Origin of the sequence: Acidovorax lacteus (assembly GCF_039540375.1) — a bacterium.
In the GTDB taxonomy this organism is placed as follows: domain Bacteria; phylum Pseudomonadota; class Gammaproteobacteria; order Burkholderiales; family Burkholderiaceae_C; genus Acidovorax_G; species Acidovorax_G lacteus.
Genome location: NZ_BAABEX010000027.1, coordinates 62,304 through 84,339 on the forward strand (window position 1 = coordinate 62,304; position 22,036 = coordinate 84,339).

Below are 22,036 nucleotides of genomic sequence, written 5' to 3' on the forward strand. Positions count from 1 at the left end.
GGCCGGTGGTGCGGCGCGCTCAGCGGCTGCTGGGGAAGCTGAACACCGCGCCTTCGCGCACGCCTGCGCTGGGCCAGCGCTGGGTAATGGTCTTGCGCTTGGTGTAGAAGCGCACGGCGTCCGGCCCGTAGGCGTGCAGGTCGCCGAACAGGCTGCGCTTCCAGCCGCCAAACGAGTGATAAGCCACCGGCACGGGCAGGGGCACGTTCACGCCCACCATGCCGACCTGGATGTGGTCGGTGAAGTAGCGGGCGGCCTCGCCATCGCGCGTGAAGATGCAGGTGCCGTTGCCGTATTCGTGGTCGTTGATGAGCTGCATGGCTTCCTGCAGCGTCTTGACGCGCACCACGCCCAGCACGGGACCGAAGATTTCTTCCTGGTAGATCTTCATGTCGGGCTTCACATGGTCGAACAGGCAGGCGCCCAGGAAGTAGCCCTCCTCGTGGCCCGCCACCTGCACGCTGCGGCCGTCCACCACCAGCGTCGCGCCTTCGGCCACGCCGCTGTCGACATAGGCCTTCACTTTCTCGAAGTGCGGCTTGGTCACCAGCGGGCCCATGTCGTTGCTGTTGTCGGTGCCGGGCCCGACCTTCATCTTGGCGATTTCAGCCTTCAGGCCCGCGATGACCGCGTCGCCCACGGCGTCGCCCACGGCCACCACCAGCGGAATGGCCATGCAGCGCTCGCCGCACGATCCGTAGGCTGCGCCCATCAGGGCGCTCACAGCGTTGTCCACGTCCGCGTCGGGCATGAGCACGGCGTGGTTCTTGGCCCCGCCCAGGGCCTGCACGCGCTTGCCGTGCTTGCAGCCTTCGGCGTAGATGTATTCGGCAATGGGCGTGGAGCCCACGAAGCTCACGGCCTTGACGCGCGGGTCGCGCAGCAGCGTGTCCACCGCCGTCTTGTCGCCGTTGACCACGTTGAGCACGCCGGGCGGCAGGCCCGCCTGCAGCGCCAGTTGCGCGATGAACATGGCGCTGCTCGGGTCGCGCTCCGACGGCTTGAGCACAAAGGTGTTGCCGCAGGCCACCGCCATGGGCCACATCCACAGCGGCACCATGGCCGGAAAGTTGAAGGGCGTGATGCCCGCGGTGACGCCCAGCGCCTGGAATTCGCTCCAGCTGTCGATGCCCGGGCCCACGTTGCGGCTGTGCTCGCCCTTGAGCAACTCGGGCGCGTAGCTCGCAAACTCCACGTTCTCGATGCCGCGCTGCAGCTCGCCGTGCGCGTCGGCCAGCACCTTGCCGTGCTCGGCGGTGATCAGCGCGGCGATCTGGTCGGCGTGCTCTTCGAGCAGCACCTTGAGCTTGCTCATCACGCGGGCGCGCTTGAGCGGCGGCGTGTTGCGCCAGGCCGGGAAGGCGGCCTCGGCCGAAGCGATGGCGGCCTCCACCGTGGCCTGGCTGGCCAGTGCGACGTGGGCCGACACCTGGCCCGTGGCGGGGTTGAACACGGGCTGCGTGCGCGCGGTGTCGGCAACGGTCTGGCCGTCGATCCAGTGGCCGATGGTGGTGGTGACGTTCTTGTCGTGGTTCATGGCAATCGGGTTTGGGGTCAAATTGGCTGCTCGTGCTTAAAAATCAAGCACAAGCAGCTATCAAAGTTGTAGCGTCTGCGATGGAATGGCAGGCGGGCTGCGGTGGGCCCGCCTGCGGGCATGCTGTGCGGCCGCTCAGGCCACCTCGGCCAGGGCGTCGCCGAGCGCGCTGACCAGGCGGTCGATCTCGGCCTGCGTGCTGATGAAGGGCGGCGCCAGCTGGATGGTGTCGCCGCCGTAGCGCACGTAGAAGCCTTTCTTCCAGCAGGCCATGGCGATCTCGTAGGGCCGCTTGGCCGGCTCGCCCGGCACCGGCGCGATGGTGAAGCCCGCCGCCAGGCCAAAGTTGCGGATGTCGAGCACGTGCTTGGCGCCCTTGAGGCTGTGTACAGCCTGTTCGAAGTACGGGGCCAGGGCCTTGACGCGGCCGATCATGTCCTCCTGCTCCAGGATGTCGAGCGCCGCCAGGCCCGCCGCGCAGGCCACCGGGTGGGCCGAGTAGGTGTAGCCGTGCGGAAATTCGAGCATGTACTCGGGCCCGCCCGCGGCCATGAAGGTGTCGTAGATCTCCTTGGTGGCCACCACGCCGCCCAGCGGCTGCGCGCCGTTGGTGACCTGCTTGGCAAAGTTCAGGATGTCGGGCGTCACGCCAAAGGCCTCGGCCCCTGTCCAGGCGCCGCTGCGGCCAAAACCGCTGATCACCTCGTCAAAAATCAGCAAGATGTTGTTTTGTGTGCAGATCTCGCGCAGGCGCTGCAGGTAGCCCACGGGCGGAATCACCACCCCGGCCGAGCCCGAAAACGGTTCCACGATCACAGCGGCGATGTTGCTTGCGTCGTGCAGGGCAATCACGTCGAGCAGGCGGTCGGCCAGCTCTTTGCCCGTGGGTGGCATGCCCTTGTGAAACGAGCCGGCCGGCGGCTGCGTGTGCGGCAGGTGGTCGGCTTCGACGCCTTGGCCAAACAGTTTGCGGTTGCCCACGATGCCGCCCACCGAAATGCCGCCAAAGTTCACGCCGTGGTAGCCCTTTTCGCGGCCGATCAGGCGCGTCTTGCTCGCCTGGCCCTTGGCACGCCAGTAGGCGCGCGCCATCTTGAGCGAGGTGTCGGCCGACTCCGAGCCCGAACCGGTGAAGAACACGTAGTCCAGCCCCTGGGGCATCAGGTCCTTGATGCGGTTGGCCAATGCAAACGACAGCGGATGGCCAAACTGAAAGCCCGGCGAGTAGTCCAGCTTCATGGCCTGGCGGCCAATCGCCTCGGCGATCTCGCGGCGGCCGTGGCCCAGGCCCGCGCACCACAGGCCCGACAGACCGTCAAAAATCTTGCGGCCTTCGGCGTCGGTGTAATAGGCACCGCTGCCCTCCACGATCATGCGCGGGTTGGCCTTGAAGTTGCGGTTGCCCGTGTAGGGCATCCAGTGCGCCTCCAGCCAGGCCGGGTCCATGCGCAAGGCGGTGTCGGCGGGGGCGGGGCTGGCGGGGGCGTCAAGGTCCACAAAACTCATGGAAGCATCTCCTCTGGGGCATCAAACGCGCAGCCAGACACGTCTGGCGGCACACAGGGTGGCGCACTGCGGCAGCGGCGGCCATGCGTGGCATTGTGGAGGGCGGTGTTAATCTCTCCAATAGCCCAATATCAATGTTTACTTGACGGTTTATGCAAGTAAAAGCCCCGCCCGCCCCGGCCCTGGCCGCACCCGTGGCCACTGCTGCCGCCCCCACGCCCCGCCAGCGCGCTGTGCTGGGTCAGCTCAGCGACATGGACCTGCGCCTGCTGCAGGTCTTCAAAAGCGTGGTCGAGTGCGGCGGCATGGCCGCGGCCGAGCTGGAGCTCAACATCGGCACCAGCACCGTGAGCCGCCACATGAAGGACCTGGAAACGCGCCTGGGCCTGACCCTGTGCCGCCGTGGCCGCGCGGGCTTTGCGCTCACGCCCGAGGGCCAGCGCGTGTACGACGAAACCCTGCGCCTGCTGAGCGCGGTGGAGGCCTTCCGCAGCAGCATCGACGACATCCACCACCGCATGGGCGGGCGGCTCGAAGTCGCCATCTTCGACAAGACCGCCAGCAACCCGGCCGCCCGCATCGGCGACGCCATCGCCCGTTTTGCGCAGGCCGCGCCCGAAGTGAGCCTGCAGATGCACGTGGCCTCCATCCCGGCCATCGAGCGCGGGCTCATCGACGGCAGCTTCCACGTGGGCATCATTCCGGCGCACCGCAGCTCGCAGAGCCTGGTGTATGCCGACCTGTTCGACGAAACCATGCGCCTGTACTGCGGCGCGCGCCACCCGCTGTTCGGGCAAGACCACGCGGCGCTCACCTGGCAGTCGCTGCGCGCCTACCAGTTCGCCGGGCTGGGCTACCACTCGCCCAACATGGAGCTGAGCCACGGCGCCCGCCTGCCGCGCAAGGCCACCGGCTTCGACCAGGAATCGATCGCCACGCTGATCCTCTCGGGCCGCTACCTCGGTTTTCTGCCCGACCACTACGCCGAAAGCTTCGAACGCCAGCGCCAGATGCAGGCCGTGCACCCGGCGCTGTTTTTCTACCGCTGCCAGTTCGTCAGCGTGCTGCGCCGCTCCCCCCAGCCCACGCGCGCGGCGCAGGCCTTTGCGCAGTGCCTGGTGGCCGCGCATGGGGGGGCGTGAGCGGCCCTTTGGTCAAAGACTGCGTGGTTTATGTTGCCGCGATAAGAGGGCAAGGATCTGCAACTTGCCGAGCATTGCCAGACACGTGGCCTGCAGCTCGACTACTGCAAAGCAATCGCAAAAATATTGCCGTTGATGGTTTTGATCAACAAGGTACCGAAAGCTGTGACAGCGAGCTGCCCGTTAACTGGATAGCTCCATACAACCCGCTTCGAATCGCGATCAATCGCGTATGTTGCGCCGCCGGCGATGCGATCCGATGAGACAAAGATCATATTGCCGACGGTGACGACCTCATAGTTTTCGTCGCGTGTGCTCTCTTTGTCGTCAGGTAGTGCGGCGCTCCAGACCACAGCACCGGTATCGAGAGAACGGGCCTGCAACACTGGCATCACAGTATTAGTGTTTGGTTGAGCCGCTGCGATGTAGAACAAGCCGTCAGCAACGCTTGGTAGGCTACGAAATCCATCCCTTACTTCCCAGTTCTGCTTTTTGTCTGGAATCGAGAATGCTGCCAAATACGCCTGACTCCAGGTGTAATAGCCGCCGATCACCTTCTGATTGCCATACGCGATCGCAGTCAATGGCCGAGAAATAGAAGTCTCGCCAAGGTTGTGAGGGATCGTCAACGCTTCTGCGCCATCGGTCACTCGATAAGCGCGTAGCTTATTAAATGAGAAGGAATAGAGGTGTTGCCCATCGACTGCAAATCTCTGATAGGCAGAAATGGACGAAGAGACGTCTGTAGGTGTCGTCCAGCGCAGACTTCCAGTGCGAGCATCAAATGCAGAGATAATGCTGCCGGAACCGCTAGCTGCTGGCGCTCCCATGTAAACGGTGTTCCCATCCGTCTGAGGGCGTCCCGCTCTGTGCGGCAGTAAGAGATCCCGGGCTCCACTGTTGAACGCGTAGCCATAAACACCGTTTCGTGAATCATTTCCGAATACTCGGCTAGATGCGATAACGGCTTCGTCAGTGGATTGGATGCTGGATTGGGTTTTCCATAGGCTTGCTCCGTCAATTTCGCGGACAGCCTCCATTTGCCCACCGTTTTGGAGAAAAATTTGTCCACCACTCGCCACGGGGTGTAGGTTGTACACGATATCAGCAGTCCGCCAGCGGAGCCGAAACGACGCTGGATTCAATTTGGTGGACGTCGCCACATATCCAGTATTGCCGGCGTTTCCATGTCTCGACGACCAATGGCTTGCGCCATCAAGCTGTTGCAGGGCTGATGGCCCAGGTTGTGCGGCAACGACTTCGATTCGGTAAGGCAACTGTGCCCGATGGATCACGCCGGTTTTACTGGCGATCAAGACAACGTTGATTGCTCCGGTTTTAATTCCAGCTTTCAGCGATGGCGAAGTGCGAAGCCTGATCTGGAAATCAAGGCTATTGATGGGTATTGGTGAGGCAGGTGCCTCAAAATCGGTTAGGTAAGATACCGACGCAAACATGGCGTCGTCTATGTCTTGGCTTACTTTTGCCGCAATAGAAACCGTCTTGGGCTCTCCCTCAAATGTGGTGAGGTTCAGTACCGTCGGCAAGAAAGACAGGGAAACGCTGGGTGCTGGTGCTGGTGCTGGTGCTGGTGCTGGTGCTGGTGCTGGTGCTGGGCTTGGGGCAGGCGACGGTGCAGGACTTGGCGTGGCTGTATCTCCGCCCCCGCCGCCACAGCCAGCCAAAACCAACGCCAGTAATAACGCAATATGTTTCACGGAGTCCTCCCTCTTGGTTGTCGATATATTTCCTGCATCGCGCAGGGAAGACGATTGTAGGTTCCAGCTATCGCCCGTCTTCGAATCAGCGGACCAGACGATTGCATGGTTGTCGCGTGCTCACTACGCTTATGACTGGCGATTTCGGTTCGACCAAATGCAAGCGCCAACGGAGATATCCATGGGTAACCTCATCACAGCTGCCAGTTCCGGTCTTCAAGCCGCCCAGCTCCGCCTGGACAGCGCCGCGCACAACGTGGCCAATGTGAACACCGGCAACTTCCGCCGCCAGGAAGTGGTGCAGACCGAGGCGCCGGGTGGGGCGGGGGTGCAGGCGTCGCTGCGCAAGGCCGACACCCCGGGTGTGGCCCTGGAGCAGGAGGCGGTGGACCAGATGGCCGCCACCTACGCCTTCAAGGCCAATCTGCAGACCCTGCGTACGCAGGACCGGATGATGGGTGCGTTGCTGGACGTGAAGGCCTGACCACGAAGGGCGCGGAGACTCGCCCGGGCGAGCGGTCGGTCACGATCGTCCGCGATCAAGCCGCGTCTTCTGGCGCGGCTTTTTTGTTGGGGCCTGCGGCCAGCCTGGCCCGTCAAGTCCAGGGCCAGGCGCACGGTCAGGCGCGCTGACCAGCGGATCTCAGCGCGGGTCGGTGGCCAGCAGCATGCGCACCAGCGCCTGCAGGTCGGCCTGCAGCCGCGCCATGCCGCCAGGCAGCGGCGCGAGCGTGGCCTCGTCCATGTAGAGCTTGCGGTTGATTTCCAGCTGGATGCTGTGCCGGTGCTCGGCCGGGCGGCCGTAGCGGCGCACCAGTTCCACGCCCTTGTAGGGGTGGTTGTATTCGACGCTGTAGCCGCGCGCGCGCAGGTGATCGCACACCAGCGCCGACAGCGCGGGGGTGGCCGTGCTGCCGTCGCGGTCGCCCACCACGAAGTCGGCATGCACCAGGCCCGGGAAGTCTGTTGCGTGGCTGGCCGACACGGCGGGCATCGAATGGCAGTTGATGTGCAGGCTGTAGCCGTGGCGCGCGTGGGCGGCGTCGATGGCGGCGGCCACGGCTGCGTGGTAGGGGCGCCAGCAGCGGTCGATGCGCGCTTGCACCTCGGCCACTGAGAGCGCCCGCTGGTAAATGGGCACGCCCTCGTCGGTGAACTTCCATACCAGGCCCTTGCCCAGCCGCACCTTGGCGCGCACGCGCTCGTCGGTGGCCAGCGGGCCGGGCCATGCGGCGTCCAGCATCTGCTCGTCGATTTCGGTCACATCGCGGTTGGCGTCGAGGTAGATGCGCGGGAAATGCGCCTCGACCCAGGCCACGCCCAGCGCGGGCGCGAAGGCGTAGAGCTGCTCCACATGCGTGTCTTCGGCCCGGCGCAGCGTGGCCAGCGGCAGGGCCGCGCCGAAGTCGCCCGGGTAGTGGGTGCCGCTGTGCGGCGAGTCGAGCACCAGCGGGGTGGAGCCGGGCACGGCGGTCACGGCCGGGGCCGGAAAGCCGCCTTCCAGCGCCGTGCGGGCGGCCGAGGTCTGGTGTGGGGATCGGTCGTCGTCGGTCATGGAGGTCACAGCCTGCATTGTGCGTCGGCTGCGTCGCGTGTGTGGAGCGCGCTGGATGCACCGGGTGCAGTGCAGGCCTCGCGGTCGACGGGCCTGCCGCTATAGCGGCCTTGCCTGTGCACAGGGCAGGGTGTCGCTTCAGCCGCCGCTCGCATACGCCTCCAGTCCGATGGCTACCACGGTGGCAATCTCCTCGCCCACCGCGTCGCGAAACTCGGCCTCGGCCTGGGCCACGGCGTCGCGGAACGCCTGCAGCCAGGCAAGCCCCGTGGGCGTGAACTGCACGCGGCGCGCGCGGGCGTCGTGCGGGTCTGGCGTGCGCTGCACCAGGCCCCAGGCCTCGCACTGGTCCACCACCTGCGCCATGGCCTGTTTGGTCATGCCCGCGCGGTCGGCCAGGTCGGTCAGCCGGTCGCCGGTCAGCGACAGGTGGCGCGTGATGTGCACGTGCGCGGCCGTCACCTGCTCGCGCGCAGCCAGGTGCGACAACGCCAGCGGCACTTCGACATTGCGCGCCATGAGCTGCAGCACCCGCGCATCAAAACGCCGCATCGCATGGCCGAGCAGCCGGCCCAGGTGGGTCAGGCGCCAGCCGTCGCCGGCGGCGACTCCGTGTGGCGGCTTGCCGCCCTGGGCCTGAGTCACCGAGGCAGGGTTTCGGGCTGGGCGCAGGGGGATGGAGCGGGGCATGGTGTGGCACTGGCAGTTTGCAGCTGCTGCCAATTGTCAGGCAAACTGACCAAATAAATCGTTCTGGGCGAACGAGTCGCCTCTAAACTACTGTCCACGCATACAGCCTGTGATTAACCGCAGGCGCCCCGGCAGCCCGCTGCCGCACCGCATTCATCCTTCAAGGAGCGCTTCATGGACACCAAGAGCAACGGCGCACTGGCCGCCAATTCGGAAAAAGCCAAGGCCCTGCAGGCCGCGCTGGCCCAGATCGAAAAGCAGTTCGGCAAGGGCACCATCATGCGCCTGGGCGAGGGCGAGGCGATCGAGGACATCCAGGTCGTCTCCACCGGCTCGCTGGGCCTCGATATCGCGCTGGGCGTGGGCGGCCTGCCGCGCGGCCGCGTGATCGAAATCTACGGCCCGGAATCCTCGGGCAAGACCACGCTCACGCTGCAAGTCGTGGCCGAAATGCAAAAGCAGGGCGGCGTCTGCGCCTTCGTCGATGCCGAGCACGCGCTCGACATCCAGTACGCGCAAAAGCTGGGCGTGCATGTGCCCGACCTGCTGATCAGCCAGCCCGACACTGGCGAGCAGGCGCTGGAGATCGTGGACAGCCTGGTGCGCTCGGGCGCCGTGGACCTGATCATCGTGGACTCGGTGGCCGCCCTCACGCCCAAGGCCGAAATCGAAGGCGAAATGGGCGACGCCCTGCCCGGCCTGCAGGCCCGCCTGATGAGCCAGGCACTGCGCAAGCTCACCGCCACCATCAAGAAGACCAACTGCATGGTCATCTTCATCAACCAGATCCGCATGAAGATCGGTGTGATGTTCGGCAGCCCCGAAACCACCACGGGCGGCAACGCGCTGAAGTTCTACGCCTCGGTGCGCCTCGACATCCGCCGCACCGGCACGATCAAGAAGGGCGAAGACGCAATTGGCAACGAGACCAAGGTCAAGGTCGTGAAGAACAAGGTCAGCCCGCCGTTCAAGACGGCCGAGTTCGACATCCTGTTCGGCGAGGGCATCAGCCGCGAGGGCGAGATCATCGACATGGGCGTGAACGCCCGCATCATCGAAAAAAGCGGCGCCTGGTACGCCTACAACGGCGAAAAGATCGGCCAGGGCCGCGACAACGCCCGCGAGTTCCTGCGCGAAAACCCCGACCTCGCCCGAGAGATTGAAAACAAAGTGCGAGAGCAGCTGGGCATCGCCCAGTTGCCACCTGCACTGGCGCAAGCCGGTGCAGGTGACGAGGCGTAAGCCGAGTTCGACCGCAGGTTCGATAAAACAAAGTGCGAGAGCAGTTGGGCATCGCCCAGCTGCCCCCTGCACTGGCGCAAGCCGGTGCAGGTGACGAGGCGTAAGCCGAGTTCGACCGCAGGTTCGATAAAACAAAGTGCGAGAGCAGTTGGGCATCGCCCAGCTGCCCCCTGCACTGGCGCAAGCCGGTGCAGGTGACGAGGCGTAAGCCGAGCGGGGCCGCTGCTTCGAAAAAACAAGGTCCGGGAATCGCTTGCGATTCCCCTGCTGCCGACGCAGGAGGCGGCAGACGAGGCGCAAGCCGAGTTCGCTGCAGGTTCGATAAAACAAAGTGCGAGAGCAGCTGGGCATCGCCCTGCTGTCACCTGCACTGATGCAAGCCGGTGCAGGTGTCGAGGCGCGAGCCGGGCCGCAACGGCGTTGAACCTTCGCACGGCCTGCCGCATGCCCTGTCTGCCTCGGCTGCCGCGCGCAGCCTGCCGGGCAACCGGGCAACCGGGCGGCCGCGGTGGGGCAGTCCGGCCGACGTTCGCAGCGATTTTGGCTGTTCGTGCTTGTTTGATAAGCACGAGCAGCTATAGAAATAATAGCAATATCCCTCAGGGTACATGCCGCCATCCCGTCCATCTGCACCATCGCTGTCGCTCAAGGGCCGCGCCTTGCGGCTGCTGAGCCAGCGCGAGCATTCGCGCGCCGAGCTGGCGCGCAAGCTGCAGCCGCACCTGCAGGAGGGCGACGACCTCGATGCCCTGCTGCGCGAATTGCAGGACAAGGGGTTTGTGAGCGACGAGCGGGCGGTGGCGTCGCTGGTGTATCGCCGGGCTCCCGGTCGCGGCGCGGCACGCATCCGGCAGGAACTGCAAGCCAAGGGCGTAGACGCCGCCTTGGTCGGCGAGGCCGTGAGCGCGCTGCAGGCCACCGAGGCTGAGCGCGCGCAGGCCGCCTGGCAGCGCCGCTTTGGAGAGCCTCCCCGCGATGCCGCCGAGCGGGCGCGTCAGCTGCGTTTCCTCATCGCCCGGGGGTTCGCTTCGGCCATTGCCTACCGCACGGTGCCCCGCTGCACCACAAAGGCCGACGATGCCGAACTGGACGGCACGCACGGCGGCGACGGCGCAGGCGACTGGTAGGTCTTGTCGGCTGGCTCAGGTCTGCTGGCGCCTGGGCGGCAGCCCCGCGAACGTCTGTTCTGCCGCCGCGGGCGAGTCGGGCAAGGCGGCACTGGTGTTGGCCCGCCGCCTTGCGTGGGCGATCGCCCGGTGGCGCAGTGTGCCGCCAAGTGGCGGCCCTGCGGCGCGGCGGCTGTCAGCCCTTGAGGCCCAGCATGAGCTGCAGGTTCTGCACGGCCGCGCCGCTCGCGCCCTTGCCCAGGTTGTCCAGCCGCGCAATCAGCACGGCATGGCGGTGCGCTTCGTTGGCGAACACGCGCAGCTCTAGGCCGTTGGTGTCGTTGAGCGCGGTGGCGTCGAGCTTGCCGTCGTCGGTGGGCGGCAGCACACGCACCCATTGCTGTGGGGTGTTGCTGCGTGCGTAGTGGGCGGCCAGCGCGTCGTGCAGGTCGGCGGCTTTGGGCGCCCCGGGCAGCAGATCCAGGTGCAGCGGCAGTTGCACCAGCATGCCCTGGCGGAAGTTGCCGACGGCCGGTACGAAGATCGGGCGGCGCGTCATGCCCGTGTACTTCATGATCTCGGGCAGGTGCTTGTGCTGCAGCGTGAGGGCATACGCCTCGAACAGCGGCGCGGTACCGGCCTCGTAGGCTTCGATCATGGTGCGCCCACCACCCGAGTAACCGCTGACCGAGGGCAGCGCAACGGGGAAGTCGGCAGGCAGCAGCCCGGCATCCACCAGCGGACGCAGCAGCGCGATGGCGCCAGTGGCGTAGCAGCCAGGGTTGGCCACGCGCTGGGCGGTGGTCACGGCGGCGCATTGCTCGGCCGACAGTTCTGGGAAGCCGTACACCCAGCCGGTCACCGTGCGGTGCGCCGTGCTGGCGTCGATGATTTTGATGCGGCGGCCGGTTTCGGCCTCGATGCTGTCGACCATGGCCACCGATTCGCGCGCGGCGTCGTCGTGCAGGCAGAGCACGACCAGGTCCACCTCGGCCATCAGCGCGCGCTTGGCGGCCGGGTCTTTGCGCCGCTCGGGCGCAATGCTCACCAGCTCCACACCCGCCATGCCGGCCAGGCGTTCGCGGATCTGCAGACCCGTGGTGCCGGCTTCGCCGTCGATGAAGACTTTGGACATGGTGTGCTCCTGTGGATCCGGTGGAAAAGGGGGGCTGCGCCGCTGTGCGCCTGTAAGTTTGGCACAAGGGATGGTGCGATGCAGCATGATACAGTCGTGGGTTGCCATGTCCCAAGCCCGGGGCCAGACATTGATGGCAAACGGGACCCAACCACCCTTTCTGAGAGAGACCTCATGAAGATTCACGAATACCAAGGCAAGGAAATCTTGCGCAGTTTTGGTGTGCCCGTACCCCGTGGCATTCCCGCTTTCACGGTGCAAGAGGCCGTGGAAGCCGCTCAAAAACTCGGCGGCCCGGTGTGGGTGGTCAAGGCCCAGATCCACGCAGGCGGCCGCGGCAAGGGTGGCGGCGTGAAGGTGGCCAAGAGCATTGACGACGTCAAGAAGCTGGCCGAGCAGATTCTGGGCATGCAACTCGTCACGCACCAGACCGGCCCCGAAGGCCAGAAGGTCCGCCGCCTCTACATCGAAGACGGCGCCGACATCAAGAACGAGCTGTATGTGTCGCTGGTGACTGACCGCGCCACGCAGAAGGTGGCCTTCATCGCATCGAGCGAAGGCGGCATGGACATCGAGGAAGTGGCCCATGCCACCCCCGAGAAGATCATCACCGAGTACATTGATCCGCTGACCGGCATCACTGCCGACCAGTCGAAGAAGATCGCCGCGGCCATTGGCCTGAGCGGTGCTTCGGTCGACCAGGCCGTGGACCTGTTCGCCAAGCTGTACAAGTGCTACATGGACACCGACGCGTCGCTGGTGGAAATCAACCCCCTGAACTGCGACAGCAAGGGCAACCTGATCGCCCTGGACGCCAAGTTCAACTTTGACGCCAACGCGCTGTTCCGCCACCCCGAAATCGTGGCCCTGCGCGACCTGGACGAAGAAGATCCGGCCGAAGTCGAAGCCTCCAAGTTCGACCTGGCCTACATCAGCCTCGATGGCAACATCGGCTGCCTGGTGAACGGCGCGGGCCTGGCCATGGCTACCATGGACACCATCAAGCTGTTCGGCGGCGAGCCGGCCAATTTCCTGGACGTGGGCGGCGGCGCCACCCCCGAGAAGGTCACCGAAGCCTTCAAGATCATGCTCAAGAACCCCAAGGTCGAGGGCATCCTGGTCAACATCTTCGGCGGCATCATGAAGTGCGACACGATCGCCACCGGCGTGATCACCGCGTGCAAGGCCGTGAACCTGAACGTGCCGCTGGTCGTGCGCATGAAGGGCACGAACGAAGAGCTGGGCAAGAAGATGCTGGCCGAGTCGGGCCTGCCCATCATTGCTGCCGACACCATGGCCGAAGCCGCCACCAAGATCGTGGCCGCCGTCAAGTAAGTAGCCCGGAGAACACTCATGTCGATCTACATCAACAAAGACACCAAGGTCATCACCCAGGGCATCACGGGCAAGACCGGCCAGTTCCACACGGAAAAGTGCCAGGAGTACGCGAACGGCAAGAACTGCTTTGTGGCCGGCGTGAACCCCAAGAAGGCGGGCGAGTCGATTTTCAACATTCCGATCTACTCCACGGTCAAGGAAGCCGCACAGCAGACAGGCGCTACTGTGTCCGTGATCTATGTGCCGCCCGCCGGCGCTGCAGCCGCCATCTGGGAAGCCGTGGAAGCGGACCTGGACCTGGCGATCTGCATCACCGAAGGCATTCCGGTGCGCGACATGCTGGAAGTGCGCAACAAGATGAAGGCCAAGGAAGCCGCTGGCGGCAAGAAGACGCTGCTGCTCGGCCCCAACTGCCCCGGCCTGATCACGCCCGACGAAATCAAGATCGGCATCATGCCGGGTCACATCCACCGCAAGGGCCGCATCGGCGTGGTGAGCCGTTCGGGCACGCTGACGTACGAAGCCGTGGCCATGCTGACGGAAGTGGGCCTGGGCCAGTCGAGCGCCGTGGGTATCGGCGGTGACCCGATCAACGGTCTCAAGCACATCGACGTGATGAAGGCCTTCAACGACGATCCGGACACGGACGCCGTGATCATGATCGGCGAAATCGGCGGTCCTGACGAAGCCGAAGCCGCCCAGTGGTGCAAGGCCAACATGAAGAAGCCCGTGGTTGGCTTCATCGCGGGCGTCACCGCCCCTCCGGGCAAGCGCATGGGCCACGCCGGCGCCCTCATCTCGGGTGGTGCCGACACGGCCGACGCCAAGCTGGCCGTCATGGAAGAGTGCGGCTTTGTGGTCACGCGCAACCCGTCGGAACTGGGCAAGCTGCTCAAGGCCCAGCTGCGCTGATTCGGTCCTGCGGCATCGACCTCGAAGGCGCTCTGGCTTCGGCCAGAGCGCCTTTGTGCTTTCTGTGACAAAAAAGTCAGGACAGGCGTGTTCGAAGAGCCGCCGTTTGGCGCGATGGTGACAGCTTGCGGCGGCCAGAGGGGCTTGCGCAGGCGTGCGCCACGGTCCGGAGATTGGGCTTGATTATTGCTAAAACACAGCCCATAACTTCTGAGTACACAGGCACGCAGTGGGTGGGACACGAGTGGCGAATCAGGGCCCTTCGGGAGAGTGGAGGGAGGGGCGGCAGGGACTGTGGGCGCTGGCGTCCGGCGCAGTGCTGGCCGCAGCAGCCTTTGCGTCCGGCCTGCTGGGTTCGGCCACGCAGGCACTTGAGGACCATGCCATGTCCCATTCCGCCGTGGCACTTCCTTCTGTGGCGACGGTAGTCGATTGGGGGGCTGCCCCGGTCTTGCCAGAGGCACATGCCAAGTTGCTCCAGCGCCTGACGGAGGCGGGTGTGCGTCAGGTGCTGTATCTCGCGCCTCTGCCCACGGCTGCGACACCATCGACCCCGTTCAACGGGCCTGCGCCAGGGGGCGATGCGTCGGGTGGCAGCGCTGAGAGTCTGGTATCGCCAACCTTGGAGCAGGCGCTTCAGCGTTCCGGGGTCACTTGGCTTCGCATCGAGACATCGCGGGTCACAGCGCCGGTGTCCGGTGCGCTTCCTTTGTCCGCCCTGCAAAGGCGTACTGCGCTGCCGGACCCTGGGGCTCTCGCGCCTGCCGCGCCGCCGTTGAAGTATCCGGACGACGTCTGGCTGTCGTTGTCCGCTGGCGCTGCCCCCTGGGCTGCGCCAGCGGATGTCGATGGCCAGTTGCGCAGCGTTCCATTGCTATGGCGCCATGATTCCGTGGGCATCCCGAGTCTTGCGCTCGTGGCGGCGCTGGGGCACTGGCACCTCGGTCTGCGCGATGTGCGGCGCGTGGCGACACCTGCCGAACTGCAACTCGGGGCGGTCAAGCTCCCGGTGGATGCGCATGGCCAGCTGCGCCCTCTGTGGGGCGAACCATCCCAACCTGTGGCGGCGCTTGCGGTGATGGATGGCGTGGTGGACCGAAGCCTACTGGAAGACCGTACGGCCATCGTGACCGCGAGTCGTACCGGGACAGGTGCTGCACTGGTCAGTCTCTCCAATGGGCGCCAAGTATCGGAAGCCGAGGCGCTGGCCCAGGTCGTATCGGCAATGCGGCATGGAGCGGTGGTCAGCGTACCCTCCTGGGGGCGATGGGTGACCGGCCTTGCATTGATGTTCGTTGCGGCAGGCTTGCTGTATTGGCCCCGGCTGCTGGGGCGATCTGCCGGGGCGGCTTGGTCGGGCTTGGGGCTGCTCACTGTGGCGGGTGTGGGAGCGCCGTGGCTCGGTTTCCAGCAGTCGGGTTGGTCGTTTCCAACAGCACTGGCGGTGCCGCTGATGCTTTTGGGTGGCGCAGTGGGTGGCGTTGTGTTGGGTTCTGTGGACCGTCTGCTCAAGATCGCGCCCTCTCTGCGCAACAGCCATCAGGGTCAGTCGGACGACAGCGAACGCATGCTCGGTTTGGTTCGGCAAGGCCAGGGTGACTGGAGGGGGGCCCTTCAGCATTACCAGCGTGCGCCGGTGACACCAGCATTGCTCGACAATGTGCTGCACCTCGCTCTAGATCTGGAGCGGCAACAGCGTTGGCCCCAGGCCCGGCAGGTTTACGAGTTTCTTTTGCGGCGCGACCGGCATCACCGTGAGGGTCGCAAGCGGTACCAGGCGCTGCGTGCGCGCCTGAAGGAGGAGGCGGCAGGGCATGGACTCGCTGCATCTGGCGAAGCTGTGCCAGCAGTAGCCCCTCTGCCCACCCAGATCGGACCTTACCGCGTGGACGCCCTCCTGGGTCAGGGCGCGATGGGGGCGGTATACCGAGCCCACGACGCGCAGGTCGGTCGTCCTATCGCGCTCAAGACCCTGGCGCTGTCTCGTGAGTTTGAAGGTGTCTCGCTCGAAGAAGCCCGGGCGCGATTCTTCCGTGAGGCCAAGGCGGCGGGGCGATTGCTGCATCCGGGTATCGTTACGGTGTTCGGTGCAGGCGAGGAACAGGGCGTGGCTTACATCGCGATGGAGTATCTGCCCGGGAGCGATCTGGCTGCCAGGGCAGTGCCTGGGCACCTGTTGCCGACCGATCGGGTGATTGCACTGGGCGTAGAAGTCGCGCTCGCACTCGACTACGCCCATGAGCACCAGGTGGTGCATCGCGATATCAAGCCAGCCAATCTGCGCTGGAATCCTGAAACTGGGCAGGTCAAGGTCGTGGACTTCGGCGTGGCTCGGCTCACCGATGCACTTCGAACCCGCACGGGGCTGGTCCTGGGAACGCCCAGCTTCATGTCGCCCGAGCAGGTTCAGGGCGTGCGCATCGACGGCCGCTCAGACCTTTACGCTTTGGGAGTCACGCTTTTTCAGTTGCTCACCGGACGTTTGCCGCTGCAGGGCAACAGCTTGCCGCAACTGTTGCAGGCCATCGTGGAACAGCCAGCGCCGGATCTTCGCGACATCCGCCCCGAACTTCCCGAGGCATTGGCCCAGGTGCTAAGCCAAGCGCTGGCCAAATCACCCGAATCTCGGTTTCAGACAGGGCGGGCGATGGCGGAGGCATTGAAGGCGGTGATCGGCTCTGTTCAGCCGATATCCGGAGACAGCAACGGGGCTGCGGTCGACTATGATCAGCACGGTTCGCCCGGCAGCGACGGCTCCGCCGATTTCCAGGAAACCGTGATGGAGTCGCGCTCCGCAGACCGCGGCACCCTCCACACTTCCTTGACCGGCGCTCCATGACGCAAGCCGCAGCCTCCATGACTTACGAGTTCTTCGCCCAAACCGATCGCGGCCGCGTGCGCAGCAACAACGAGGATGCGGTGGCCGTGGACCGAGACGCGCAGCTTGCCATACTGGCCGATGGCATGGGTGGCTACAACGCCGGCGAGGTGGCCAGTGGCATGGCAACAACCTTCATTCGGACGGAAATGGTGCGTTGGCTCAACGAGTCTCGTACGGAGCCAACGGCTACAGAGCTCCGACAGGCTCTGGAGAATTGCGTGGACAATGCCAATCATGCGATCCTCGGGGCCGCATTGTCCAATCCCCAGTACTCTGGCATGGGCACCACCTTGGTCGTGGGTGCCTTTCTGGGTTCACGGTTGATCCTTGGACACATCGGGGACTCGCGCTGCTACCGTTTGCGCGAGGGAGTACTGCAGCAGATCACGCGCGACCACTCCTGGCTGCAGGAGCAGATTGATGCGGGCCTACTGACCCCTGAGGAAGCTGCCGTGTCTGCCAACCGCAATCTGGTGACGCGCGCGCTCGGTGTCGAGCCCGAGGTGCAGCTCGAAGTCAACGAGTTCGAGGTTCTGCCGCAAGACCTCTTTCTCATGTGCTCTGATGGCTTGACCGATATGGTGGCCGACGATGACATCGCCGATATGGTGCGACGGGCCGCGCCCCTCGAAGAAACAGCGGCGCACCTGATAGACGCTGCCAACGCATACGGCGGTCGCGACAATGTCAGCGTGCTGCTGGTGCAGGCCAGCGGTATGCCCGGCAAGCGGCGCGGATTGATGTCACGCCTCTTGGGCCAAGCCTGAGGCCAACCGATACACCCAAAAACACCAATGCAGGAGTAGACCATGCCGAAAATGATTGTTTCCATCGACGGCGTCGTCATCAAGGAAGTGGCGCTGACCAAAGAGCGTACGACACTGGGTCGACGCCCATACAACGACGTGGTGATCGATAACCTGGCTGTCAGCGGCGAACATGCAGTGCTGCACATGCAGGGCGATGCAGTGGAGATCGAAGATCTGGGAAGCACCAACGGCACATATGTGAACGCCCGATCTATCAAGCGGCAGGGCTTGCGCAATGGCGACATGATCGAAGTGGGCAAGTACAAGATCCGATTCCTGCAAGACCAGGATGCGGAGAACTTTGAAAAGACGATGGTCTTCAAACCGGGCATGGTGCCGCCTGCGGTGGCTGCAGGAGTGAGCAACTCCCGTCCTGCCCCTCTGGGAGCCGCCCCCGTTCAGGCGGTTATTCGGGTGCTTTCTGGGGCTGCGGCTGGGCGGGAGGTCTCTCTTCAGAAGGTGGTCACCACAATTGGCAAGCCAGGGGTCGCTGTAGCCTCCATCACCCGCAGGCACCAGGGTTTTGTGCTGGCGCACGTGGAAGGGCCCGAGATGCCATCGTTGAACGGGGCGCCGATTGGCGCCTCTCCCGTGCCGCTGAAGACCGGCGACCGCCTGGAGCTGGCGGGCACAGCCATGCAGTTCGAACAGCTCTGAGCTGGAAATGAAACGCCCGGACGTCTTCCGGGTCGATCGGGGTCCGCTGCGCACGGGCGGTATGGCGATGTGGCGGTTGTTGCGCCTGCGCGCTACCCGAATGCTTGCAGGCCTCGCGATCGTGGCCCTTGGGGTATTGGACACGTTGGGGGTGTTGCCGCAGCCTGCTCTGGAGCAGCTGGACTTGTGGTGGTACGACGTGCGTTGGTCCCTGCAGGCCCCCAAGAGCCTGGACCCGCGGATCGTCATCGTTGACATTGATGAGTCCAGTCTGAACCAGATTGGGCATTGGCCATGGGGGCGAGACCGTTTGGCGGCGCTGGTAGAGGAGCTCGTTGATCGCCAGGGTGCTGCACTGGTCGGCTTCGACGTGCTATTTGCGGAGCCTGACGGTAGCTCGGGTCTGCGCCATCTGGAAAAGCTCGCCTCCGGGCCGCTGCGGGACAGTGCAGCTTTTTTGGCTGAATGGCGTACGCTGGCGCCCACGCTCGATTTCGATGCACGGTTTGCGCGCTCGATCGCGTCGCGACCAGTGGTGTTGGGGTACTACTTCACAAGCGACCGAGAGGGATACGCCCGTGGCACCTTGCCCACACCGGTCATGACGTCCCGTGAGTTGCGCGGGCCGCCTTTGGCCAGTACGCACTGGAACGGGTTTGGCGCCAATCTCCCAGAGCTGATGGCTGCCGCTGGCCGGGCAGGCTTCTTCAATGCGATCAGCGACCGCGACGGCGTTGTTCGAGCCACACCAGTTCTAGCGGAGTTCGGCGGCCATTACTACGAGTCTCTCGCCTTGGCCATGTTCAGGCAATTGCTGGAGCAACCGGCCGTGCAGCCCTTGTATGCACAGCACCATCCCGCTGGGTCTTTCGATGTTCTTCGGGCTGTGGCACTGGTCAGTGGTGAGCGGCGCTTTGAGATTCCGGTCGATACGCGGTTGGCGGTGCAGATTCCGTTTCGGGGCGCTGGTGGGCCCCAGGGCGGTTCATTCCGATACATATCGGCGGCCACCATCCTAGATGGGAAGCTATCGCCAGGCAGTTTGGCAGGGACTGTCGTGCTGGTGGGCTCAACAGCACCAGGGCTGCAGGATCTGAGAGTGACGCCGGCGGGCAGGGTCTATCCGGGGGTCGAGGTCCATGCGAACCTGTTGTCGGGTTGGCTAGACGGTATGACCGTCGTGCAGCCTGACTATGCCCAGGGAGTTGACCTGGTGCAGCAGCTCCTGGTGGCGGGTGCGCTGGCTATCGCCTTGCCCTGGATGGCACCTTTGGCCGCGGGTATAGCCACAGTGTGCGTGGTCGCTGGGCTTGCCGGGGCAAACTTCCTTTTGTTTGTACACCAGGGTCTCGCCCTCCCCGCAGCCGCCTGTGTCGCAGTGTGCCTGATGCTGTTCCTGCTCAACAGCGCCTGGGGGTACTGGGTGGAGCGCCGCGCCAAGCGGGGGCTGGCCGAACGATTCCGAAGTTATGTCCCGCCTGAATTGGTGGATCAGATGATGCTCGAGCCTGAGCGTTACTCCATGCAGGCGCGTCAAGCTGAGTTGACGGTGATGTTCTGCGACATGAGAGGCTTTACGGCGCTTTCCGAGCGAATGGACCCCTTGGCTTTACAACAACTGTTGAATCGGGTGTTCACGCGTCTGAGCCACGCGATCAGTCGCCAGAGTGGCACGATCGACAAGTACATGGGCGATTGCGTGATGGCCTTCTGGGGGGCTCCGGTGAGCATGCCCGACCACGCGGAGCGCGCACTGGCCGCCGCTTTGGACATGGTGGCGGCCGTTGAGCACATCAACCGCGAGCATGAAGCACAGGGCTTGCCAGTCATCGGGGTGGGAATCGGGCTGCATACCGGACCTATGTGTGTAGGCGATATGGGCTCGGACGTCCGTCTCAGCTACACCGTCATCGGAGATGCGGTGAACCTGGGCTCGCGTCTAGAGGGCCTTTGCAAGCTGTATGGGGTGTCAATCGTTGCGAGCGATGCGACGCGGAGTCTCTGCCAAGCCGAGCTCTGGATGGAATTGGACCGAGTGCAGGTCAAGGGCAAGCAAGATCCCGTGCAGATTTTCACACCCGCGCGTCCATTCATGGCCCAGAATGATGACGCTCCCAGGGTGTGGCGCGATTTGCTTGTGGCCTACCGCCATCAGGAGTGGGCGCAATGCGATGTGCTGATGGCCGACCTGAAGGGTGTGACTGCCTTTGGCGGGTTGCTGGAGCTGTATGCGCAACGTATCCAAGCGCTGCGCGATCAGACGCTGGATGTGGATTGGGACGGCGTCACCCGTCTGGACTTCAAGTGAGAGCTGCTTATGAAGATCCGTGTGCTGGGGTGTTCTGGCGCCATTGCGCGGGACTGTCGAACAACGTCGTTCCTCGTAGACGACTCCATACTGATTGACGCCGGTACTGGAGTCGGCGACCTGTCGCTGGATGAGATGGCGTGCGTGCGGCATGTCTTTCTCACGCATTCTCATCTCGACCATGTGGCCGCTTTGCCGCTGATGCTAGATGCCATCGGTGCCCGCCTGCGTGCGCCATTGCAGGTGCACGGGTTATCGGCGACGTTGGAGGCTCTGAAGGCACATGTTTTCAACAACGTGATTTGGCCAGACTTCGCCCGGATTCCTTCCCCGGACCGGCCATTTTTGCAGTACTGCCCTCTGGATACCGGGGCTTGCATGAGCGTGGATGGTCTCGAGATCGAGGTATTGCCTGCCAAGCACACAGTGCCGGCAGTGGGCTATGCCCTGCGCGGTGAGCGGGGTTGGTGGGTCTTCAGTGGAGACACCGGGCGAAACCCCGCACTCTGGGCGCGACTGCAGCGGATGGACGTCGCTGTGTTGGTAATCGAAACGGCCTTTAGCGGCAATGAGGCCTTGCTGGCGGAGCGAAGCGGGCATCTGTCGTCCCCCGCGCTGGCGCAGGAGTTGGCCGGTAGGCCTAGTGATCCGGACTACCCGATCTTCATCTCCCACACGAAGCCCTCTGAAGCGGATCCCATCGTTCAGGAAATTCGGCACATCACCGCTGGTCAGCGTCAGCAAGGCGGTCGTGCGGTGGACATCCAGATGCTGGCAGCTGGTCAGGTCATGTACGTCTGAGACGGACAATTTTGTCGATCAGATCTCGGGCGGGTGCCACAAATTGACGAGCACGCCCCGGCTGCAGACCTTGCTCCCTAGAGGAGCCTCTAGGCATGCGATTTGCACTGACTTGAGCGCATTCGCAGCTATCCTAGGAGGTATTCATGAAGCGCTCTATTCAAAAGGGTTTTACCCTGATCGAACTGATGATCGTGGTGGCGATCATCGGTATTCTGGCCGCAGTGGCTCTGCCTGCTTATCAAGACTACACGGTGCGCGCACGTGTATCCGAAGTGATTCTTGCGGCGTCGTCGTGCCGTACAACCGTCACTGAAGCCCTGCAGACGTCTCCTAATGCTGACGCGCGATCCGCTATTCAAGGCTGCGCGATTTCGTCTACCAAAATGGTGGTCAGCGGTATTTCCGACGCCAACGGGGTGATTACGGTTGTTGGTAGTGCGACAGCACTCGGCGGTAACGTGTCGGCAACTACCAATTCGATTATGCTGCGGCCGTACATCGGTGCCAACCTCGTCAACGGTACGAACGATGGTGGTCGAGTGATCACCGAATGGCGTTGTGGTCCGGCTGCTACGAATCCGATGCCCGCTAGGTATCTGCCCGGTTCCTGCAAGGCTGCTTGATTGCTGATCTTGCTATCCGAGGAGGCCGCCCTGCGCGGCCTCTTTCTTTTTTCTCTGGAACAATCTGACGTAT

At 64.1% G+C, this 22,036-nt stretch carries 18 protein-coding genes; 12 read left to right on the forward strand and 6 right to left on the reverse strand.

Annotated features, from left to right (window positions below; all coding sequences use genetic code 11):
* Positions 1 to 19: 19 nt before the first annotated feature.
* Both ABD866_RS12215 and aptA read right to left on the reverse strand, forming a co-directional pair.
* Positions 20 to 1,537, reverse strand: coding sequence for a CoA-acylating methylmalonate-semialdehyde dehydrogenase (locus ABD866_RS12215; RefSeq protein ID WP_345065355.1), 1,518 nt, complete (start codon positions 1,535 to 1,537; stop codon positions 20 to 22).
* A gap of 135 nt (positions 1,538 to 1,672) precedes the next feature.
* Positions 1,673 to 3,043 (reverse strand): omega-aminotransferase AptA, encoded by a 1,371-nt coding sequence (gene aptA / locus ABD866_RS12220; RefSeq protein ID WP_345065358.1) that lies wholly within the window; start codon positions 3,041 to 3,043, stop codon positions 1,673 to 1,675.
* 152 nt (positions 3,044 to 3,195) lie between these two features.
* Between aptA and ABD866_RS12225 the strand changes: the two genes are divergently transcribed.
* Complete coding sequence (locus tag ABD866_RS12225; protein WP_345065361.1) at positions 3,196 to 4,185, forward strand: LysR family transcriptional regulator; 990 nt, start codon at positions 3,196 to 3,198, stop codon at positions 4,183 to 4,185.
* A gap of 101 nt (positions 4,186 to 4,286) precedes the next feature.
* Here ABD866_RS12225 and ABD866_RS12230 read toward each other — a convergent pair whose 3' ends face one another.
* Positions 4,287 to 5,903 carry an outer membrane protein assembly factor BamB family protein gene (locus ABD866_RS12230; RefSeq protein ID WP_345065364.1) on the reverse strand — a complete coding sequence of 539 codons (1,617 nt, stop codon included), beginning with the start codon at positions 5,901 to 5,903 and terminating at the stop codon, positions 4,287 to 4,289.
* Between the two features lie 181 nt (positions 5,904 to 6,084).
* On the opposite strand from ABD866_RS12230, the gene ABD866_RS12235 reads away from it, so the two are divergent.
* Complete coding sequence (locus ABD866_RS12235; RefSeq protein ID WP_345065367.1) at positions 6,085 to 6,387, forward strand: flagellar basal body protein; 303 nt, start codon at positions 6,085 to 6,087, stop codon at positions 6,385 to 6,387.
* Positions 6,388 to 6,546: 159 nt separating this feature from the next.
* On the opposite strand, the gene ABD866_RS12240 is transcribed toward ABD866_RS12235, so the two are convergent.
* Both ABD866_RS12240 and ABD866_RS12245 read right to left on the reverse strand, forming a co-directional pair.
* A complete protein-coding gene (locus ABD866_RS12240) occupies positions 6,547 to 7,458 on the reverse strand; it encodes an N-formylglutamate amidohydrolase (protein WP_345065370.1) in 912 nt (303 codons plus the stop codon).
* A gap of 138 nt (positions 7,459 to 7,596) precedes the next feature.
* The gene (locus ABD866_RS12245; RefSeq protein WP_345065372.1) at positions 7,597 to 8,148 is read right to left on the reverse strand and encodes a MarR family winged helix-turn-helix transcriptional regulator; all 552 of its coding nucleotides are present in this window, start codon (positions 8,146 to 8,148) and stop codon (positions 7,597 to 7,599) included.
* Between the two features lie 174 nt (positions 8,149 to 8,322).
* Between ABD866_RS12245 and recA the strand changes: the two genes are divergently transcribed.
* A complete protein-coding gene (recA, locus tag ABD866_RS12250; protein ID WP_345065375.1) occupies positions 8,323 to 9,390 on the forward strand; it encodes a recombinase RecA in 1,068 nt (355 codons plus the stop codon).
* Positions 9,391 to 9,998: 608 nt separating this feature from the next.
* Complete coding sequence (recX, locus tag ABD866_RS12255; protein WP_345065379.1) at positions 9,999 to 10,517, forward strand: recombination regulator RecX; 519 nt, start codon at positions 9,999 to 10,001, stop codon at positions 10,515 to 10,517.
* A gap of 175 nt (positions 10,518 to 10,692) precedes the next feature.
* Here the strand turns inward: recX and argC are convergent, their stop codons facing one another.
* Positions 10,693 to 11,631, reverse strand: coding sequence for an N-acetyl-gamma-glutamyl-phosphate reductase (argC, locus tag ABD866_RS12260; RefSeq protein WP_345065382.1), 939 nt, complete (start codon positions 11,629 to 11,631; stop codon positions 10,693 to 10,695).
* Between the two features lie 174 nt (positions 11,632 to 11,805).
* Between argC and sucC the strand changes: the two genes are divergently transcribed.
* From sucC to ABD866_RS12300, 8 genes are all read left to right on the forward strand, one after another.
* Positions 11,806 to 12,966, forward strand: coding sequence for an ADP-forming succinate--CoA ligase subunit beta (gene sucC / locus ABD866_RS12265; RefSeq protein WP_345065385.1), 1,161 nt, complete (start codon positions 11,806 to 11,808; stop codon positions 12,964 to 12,966).
* Positions 12,967 to 12,984: 18 nt separating this feature from the next.
* The gene (sucD, locus tag ABD866_RS12270) at positions 12,985 to 13,881 is read left to right on the forward strand and encodes a succinate--CoA ligase subunit alpha (RefSeq protein WP_345065388.1); all 897 of its coding nucleotides are present in this window, start codon (positions 12,985 to 12,987) and stop codon (positions 13,879 to 13,881) included.
* A 385-nt stretch (positions 13,882 to 14,266) separates the two neighbouring features.
* Positions 14,267 to 16,720, forward strand: coding sequence for a protein kinase domain-containing protein (locus ABD866_RS12275; protein WP_345065390.1), 2,454 nt, complete (start codon positions 14,267 to 14,269; stop codon positions 16,718 to 16,720).
* Positions 16,721 to 16,737: 17 nt separating this feature from the next.
* A complete protein-coding gene (locus tag ABD866_RS12280) occupies positions 16,738 to 17,529 on the forward strand; it encodes a Stp1/IreP family PP2C-type Ser/Thr phosphatase (protein ID WP_345065392.1) in 792 nt (263 codons plus the stop codon).
* Positions 17,530 to 17,571: 42 nt separating this feature from the next.
* A complete protein-coding gene (locus ABD866_RS12285; protein ID WP_345065394.1) occupies positions 17,572 to 18,228 on the forward strand; it encodes an FHA domain-containing protein in 657 nt (218 codons plus the stop codon).
* Positions 18,229 to 18,235: 7 nt separating this feature from the next.
* Entirely contained in the window at positions 18,236 to 20,536 is a 2,301-nt protein-coding gene (locus tag ABD866_RS12290) for a CHASE2 domain-containing protein (protein ID WP_345065397.1), read from the forward strand.
* Between the two features lie 9 nt (positions 20,537 to 20,545).
* Complete coding sequence (locus ABD866_RS12295) at positions 20,546 to 21,337, forward strand: 3',5'-cyclic-nucleotide phosphodiesterase (protein ID WP_345065399.1); 792 nt, start codon at positions 20,546 to 20,548, stop codon at positions 21,335 to 21,337.
* Between the two features lie 146 nt (positions 21,338 to 21,483).
* Positions 21,484 to 21,963: a pilin gene (locus ABD866_RS12300; protein ID WP_345065402.1), complete on the forward strand. Its 480-nt coding sequence runs from the start codon at positions 21,484 to 21,486 to the stop codon at positions 21,961 to 21,963.
* Positions 21,964 to 22,036: the final 73 nt, after the last annotated feature.

Excerpts from the sequence above, each read along its gene's own strand:
- ABD866_RS12225 (WP_345065361.1), top strand. The coding sequence starts at position 3,196 with ATGCAAGTAAAAGCCCCGCCCGCCCCGGCCCTGGCCGCACCCGTGGCC.
- ABD866_RS12290 (WP_345065397.1), top strand. The coding sequence starts at position 18,236 with ATGAAACGCCCGGACGTCTTCCGGGTCGATCGGGGTCCGCTGCGCACG.
- argC (WP_345065382.1), bottom strand. The coding sequence starts at position 11,631 with ATGTCCAAAGTCTTCATCGACGGCGAAGCCGGCACCACGGGTCTGCAG.
- ABD866_RS12280 (WP_345065392.1), top strand. The coding sequence starts at position 16,738 with ATGACTTACGAGTTCTTCGCCCAAACCGATCGCGGCCGCGTGCGCAGC.
- sucD (WP_345065388.1), top strand. The coding sequence starts at position 12,985 with ATGTCGATCTACATCAACAAAGACACCAAGGTCATCACCCAGGGCATC.
- ABD866_RS12285 (WP_345065394.1), top strand. The coding sequence starts at position 17,572 with ATGCCGAAAATGATTGTTTCCATCGACGGCGTCGTCATCAAGGAAGTG.
- recA (WP_345065375.1), top strand. The coding sequence starts at position 8,323 with ATGGACACCAAGAGCAACGGCGCACTGGCCGCCAATTCGGAAAAAGCC.
- ABD866_RS12215 (WP_345065355.1), bottom strand. The coding sequence starts at position 1,537 with ATGAACCACGACAAGAACGTCACCACCACCATCGGCCACTGGATCGAC.
- recX (WP_345065379.1), top strand. The coding sequence starts at position 9,999 with ATGCCGCCATCCCGTCCATCTGCACCATCGCTGTCGCTCAAGGGCCGC.
- ABD866_RS12275 (WP_345065390.1), top strand. The coding sequence starts at position 14,267 with ATGTCCCATTCCGCCGTGGCACTTCCTTCTGTGGCGACGGTAGTCGAT.
- ABD866_RS12245 (WP_345065372.1), bottom strand. The coding sequence starts at position 8,148 with ATGCCCCGCTCCATCCCCCTGCGCCCAGCCCGAAACCCTGCCTCGGTG.
- sucC (WP_345065385.1), top strand. The coding sequence starts at position 11,806 with ATGAAGATTCACGAATACCAAGGCAAGGAAATCTTGCGCAGTTTTGGT.
- aptA (WP_345065358.1), bottom strand. The coding sequence starts at position 3,043 with ATGAGTTTTGTGGACCTTGACGCCCCCGCCAGCCCCGCCCCCGCCGAC.
- ABD866_RS12235 (WP_345065367.1), top strand. The coding sequence starts at position 6,085 with ATGGGTAACCTCATCACAGCTGCCAGTTCCGGTCTTCAAGCCGCCCAG.
- ABD866_RS12300 (WP_345065402.1), top strand. The coding sequence starts at position 21,484 with ATGAAGCGCTCTATTCAAAAGGGTTTTACCCTGATCGAACTGATGATC.
- ABD866_RS12295 (WP_345065399.1), top strand. The coding sequence starts at position 20,546 with ATGAAGATCCGTGTGCTGGGGTGTTCTGGCGCCATTGCGCGGGACTGT.
- ABD866_RS12240 (WP_345065370.1), bottom strand. The coding sequence starts at position 7,458 with ATGACCGACGACGACCGATCCCCACACCAGACCTCGGCCGCCCGCACG.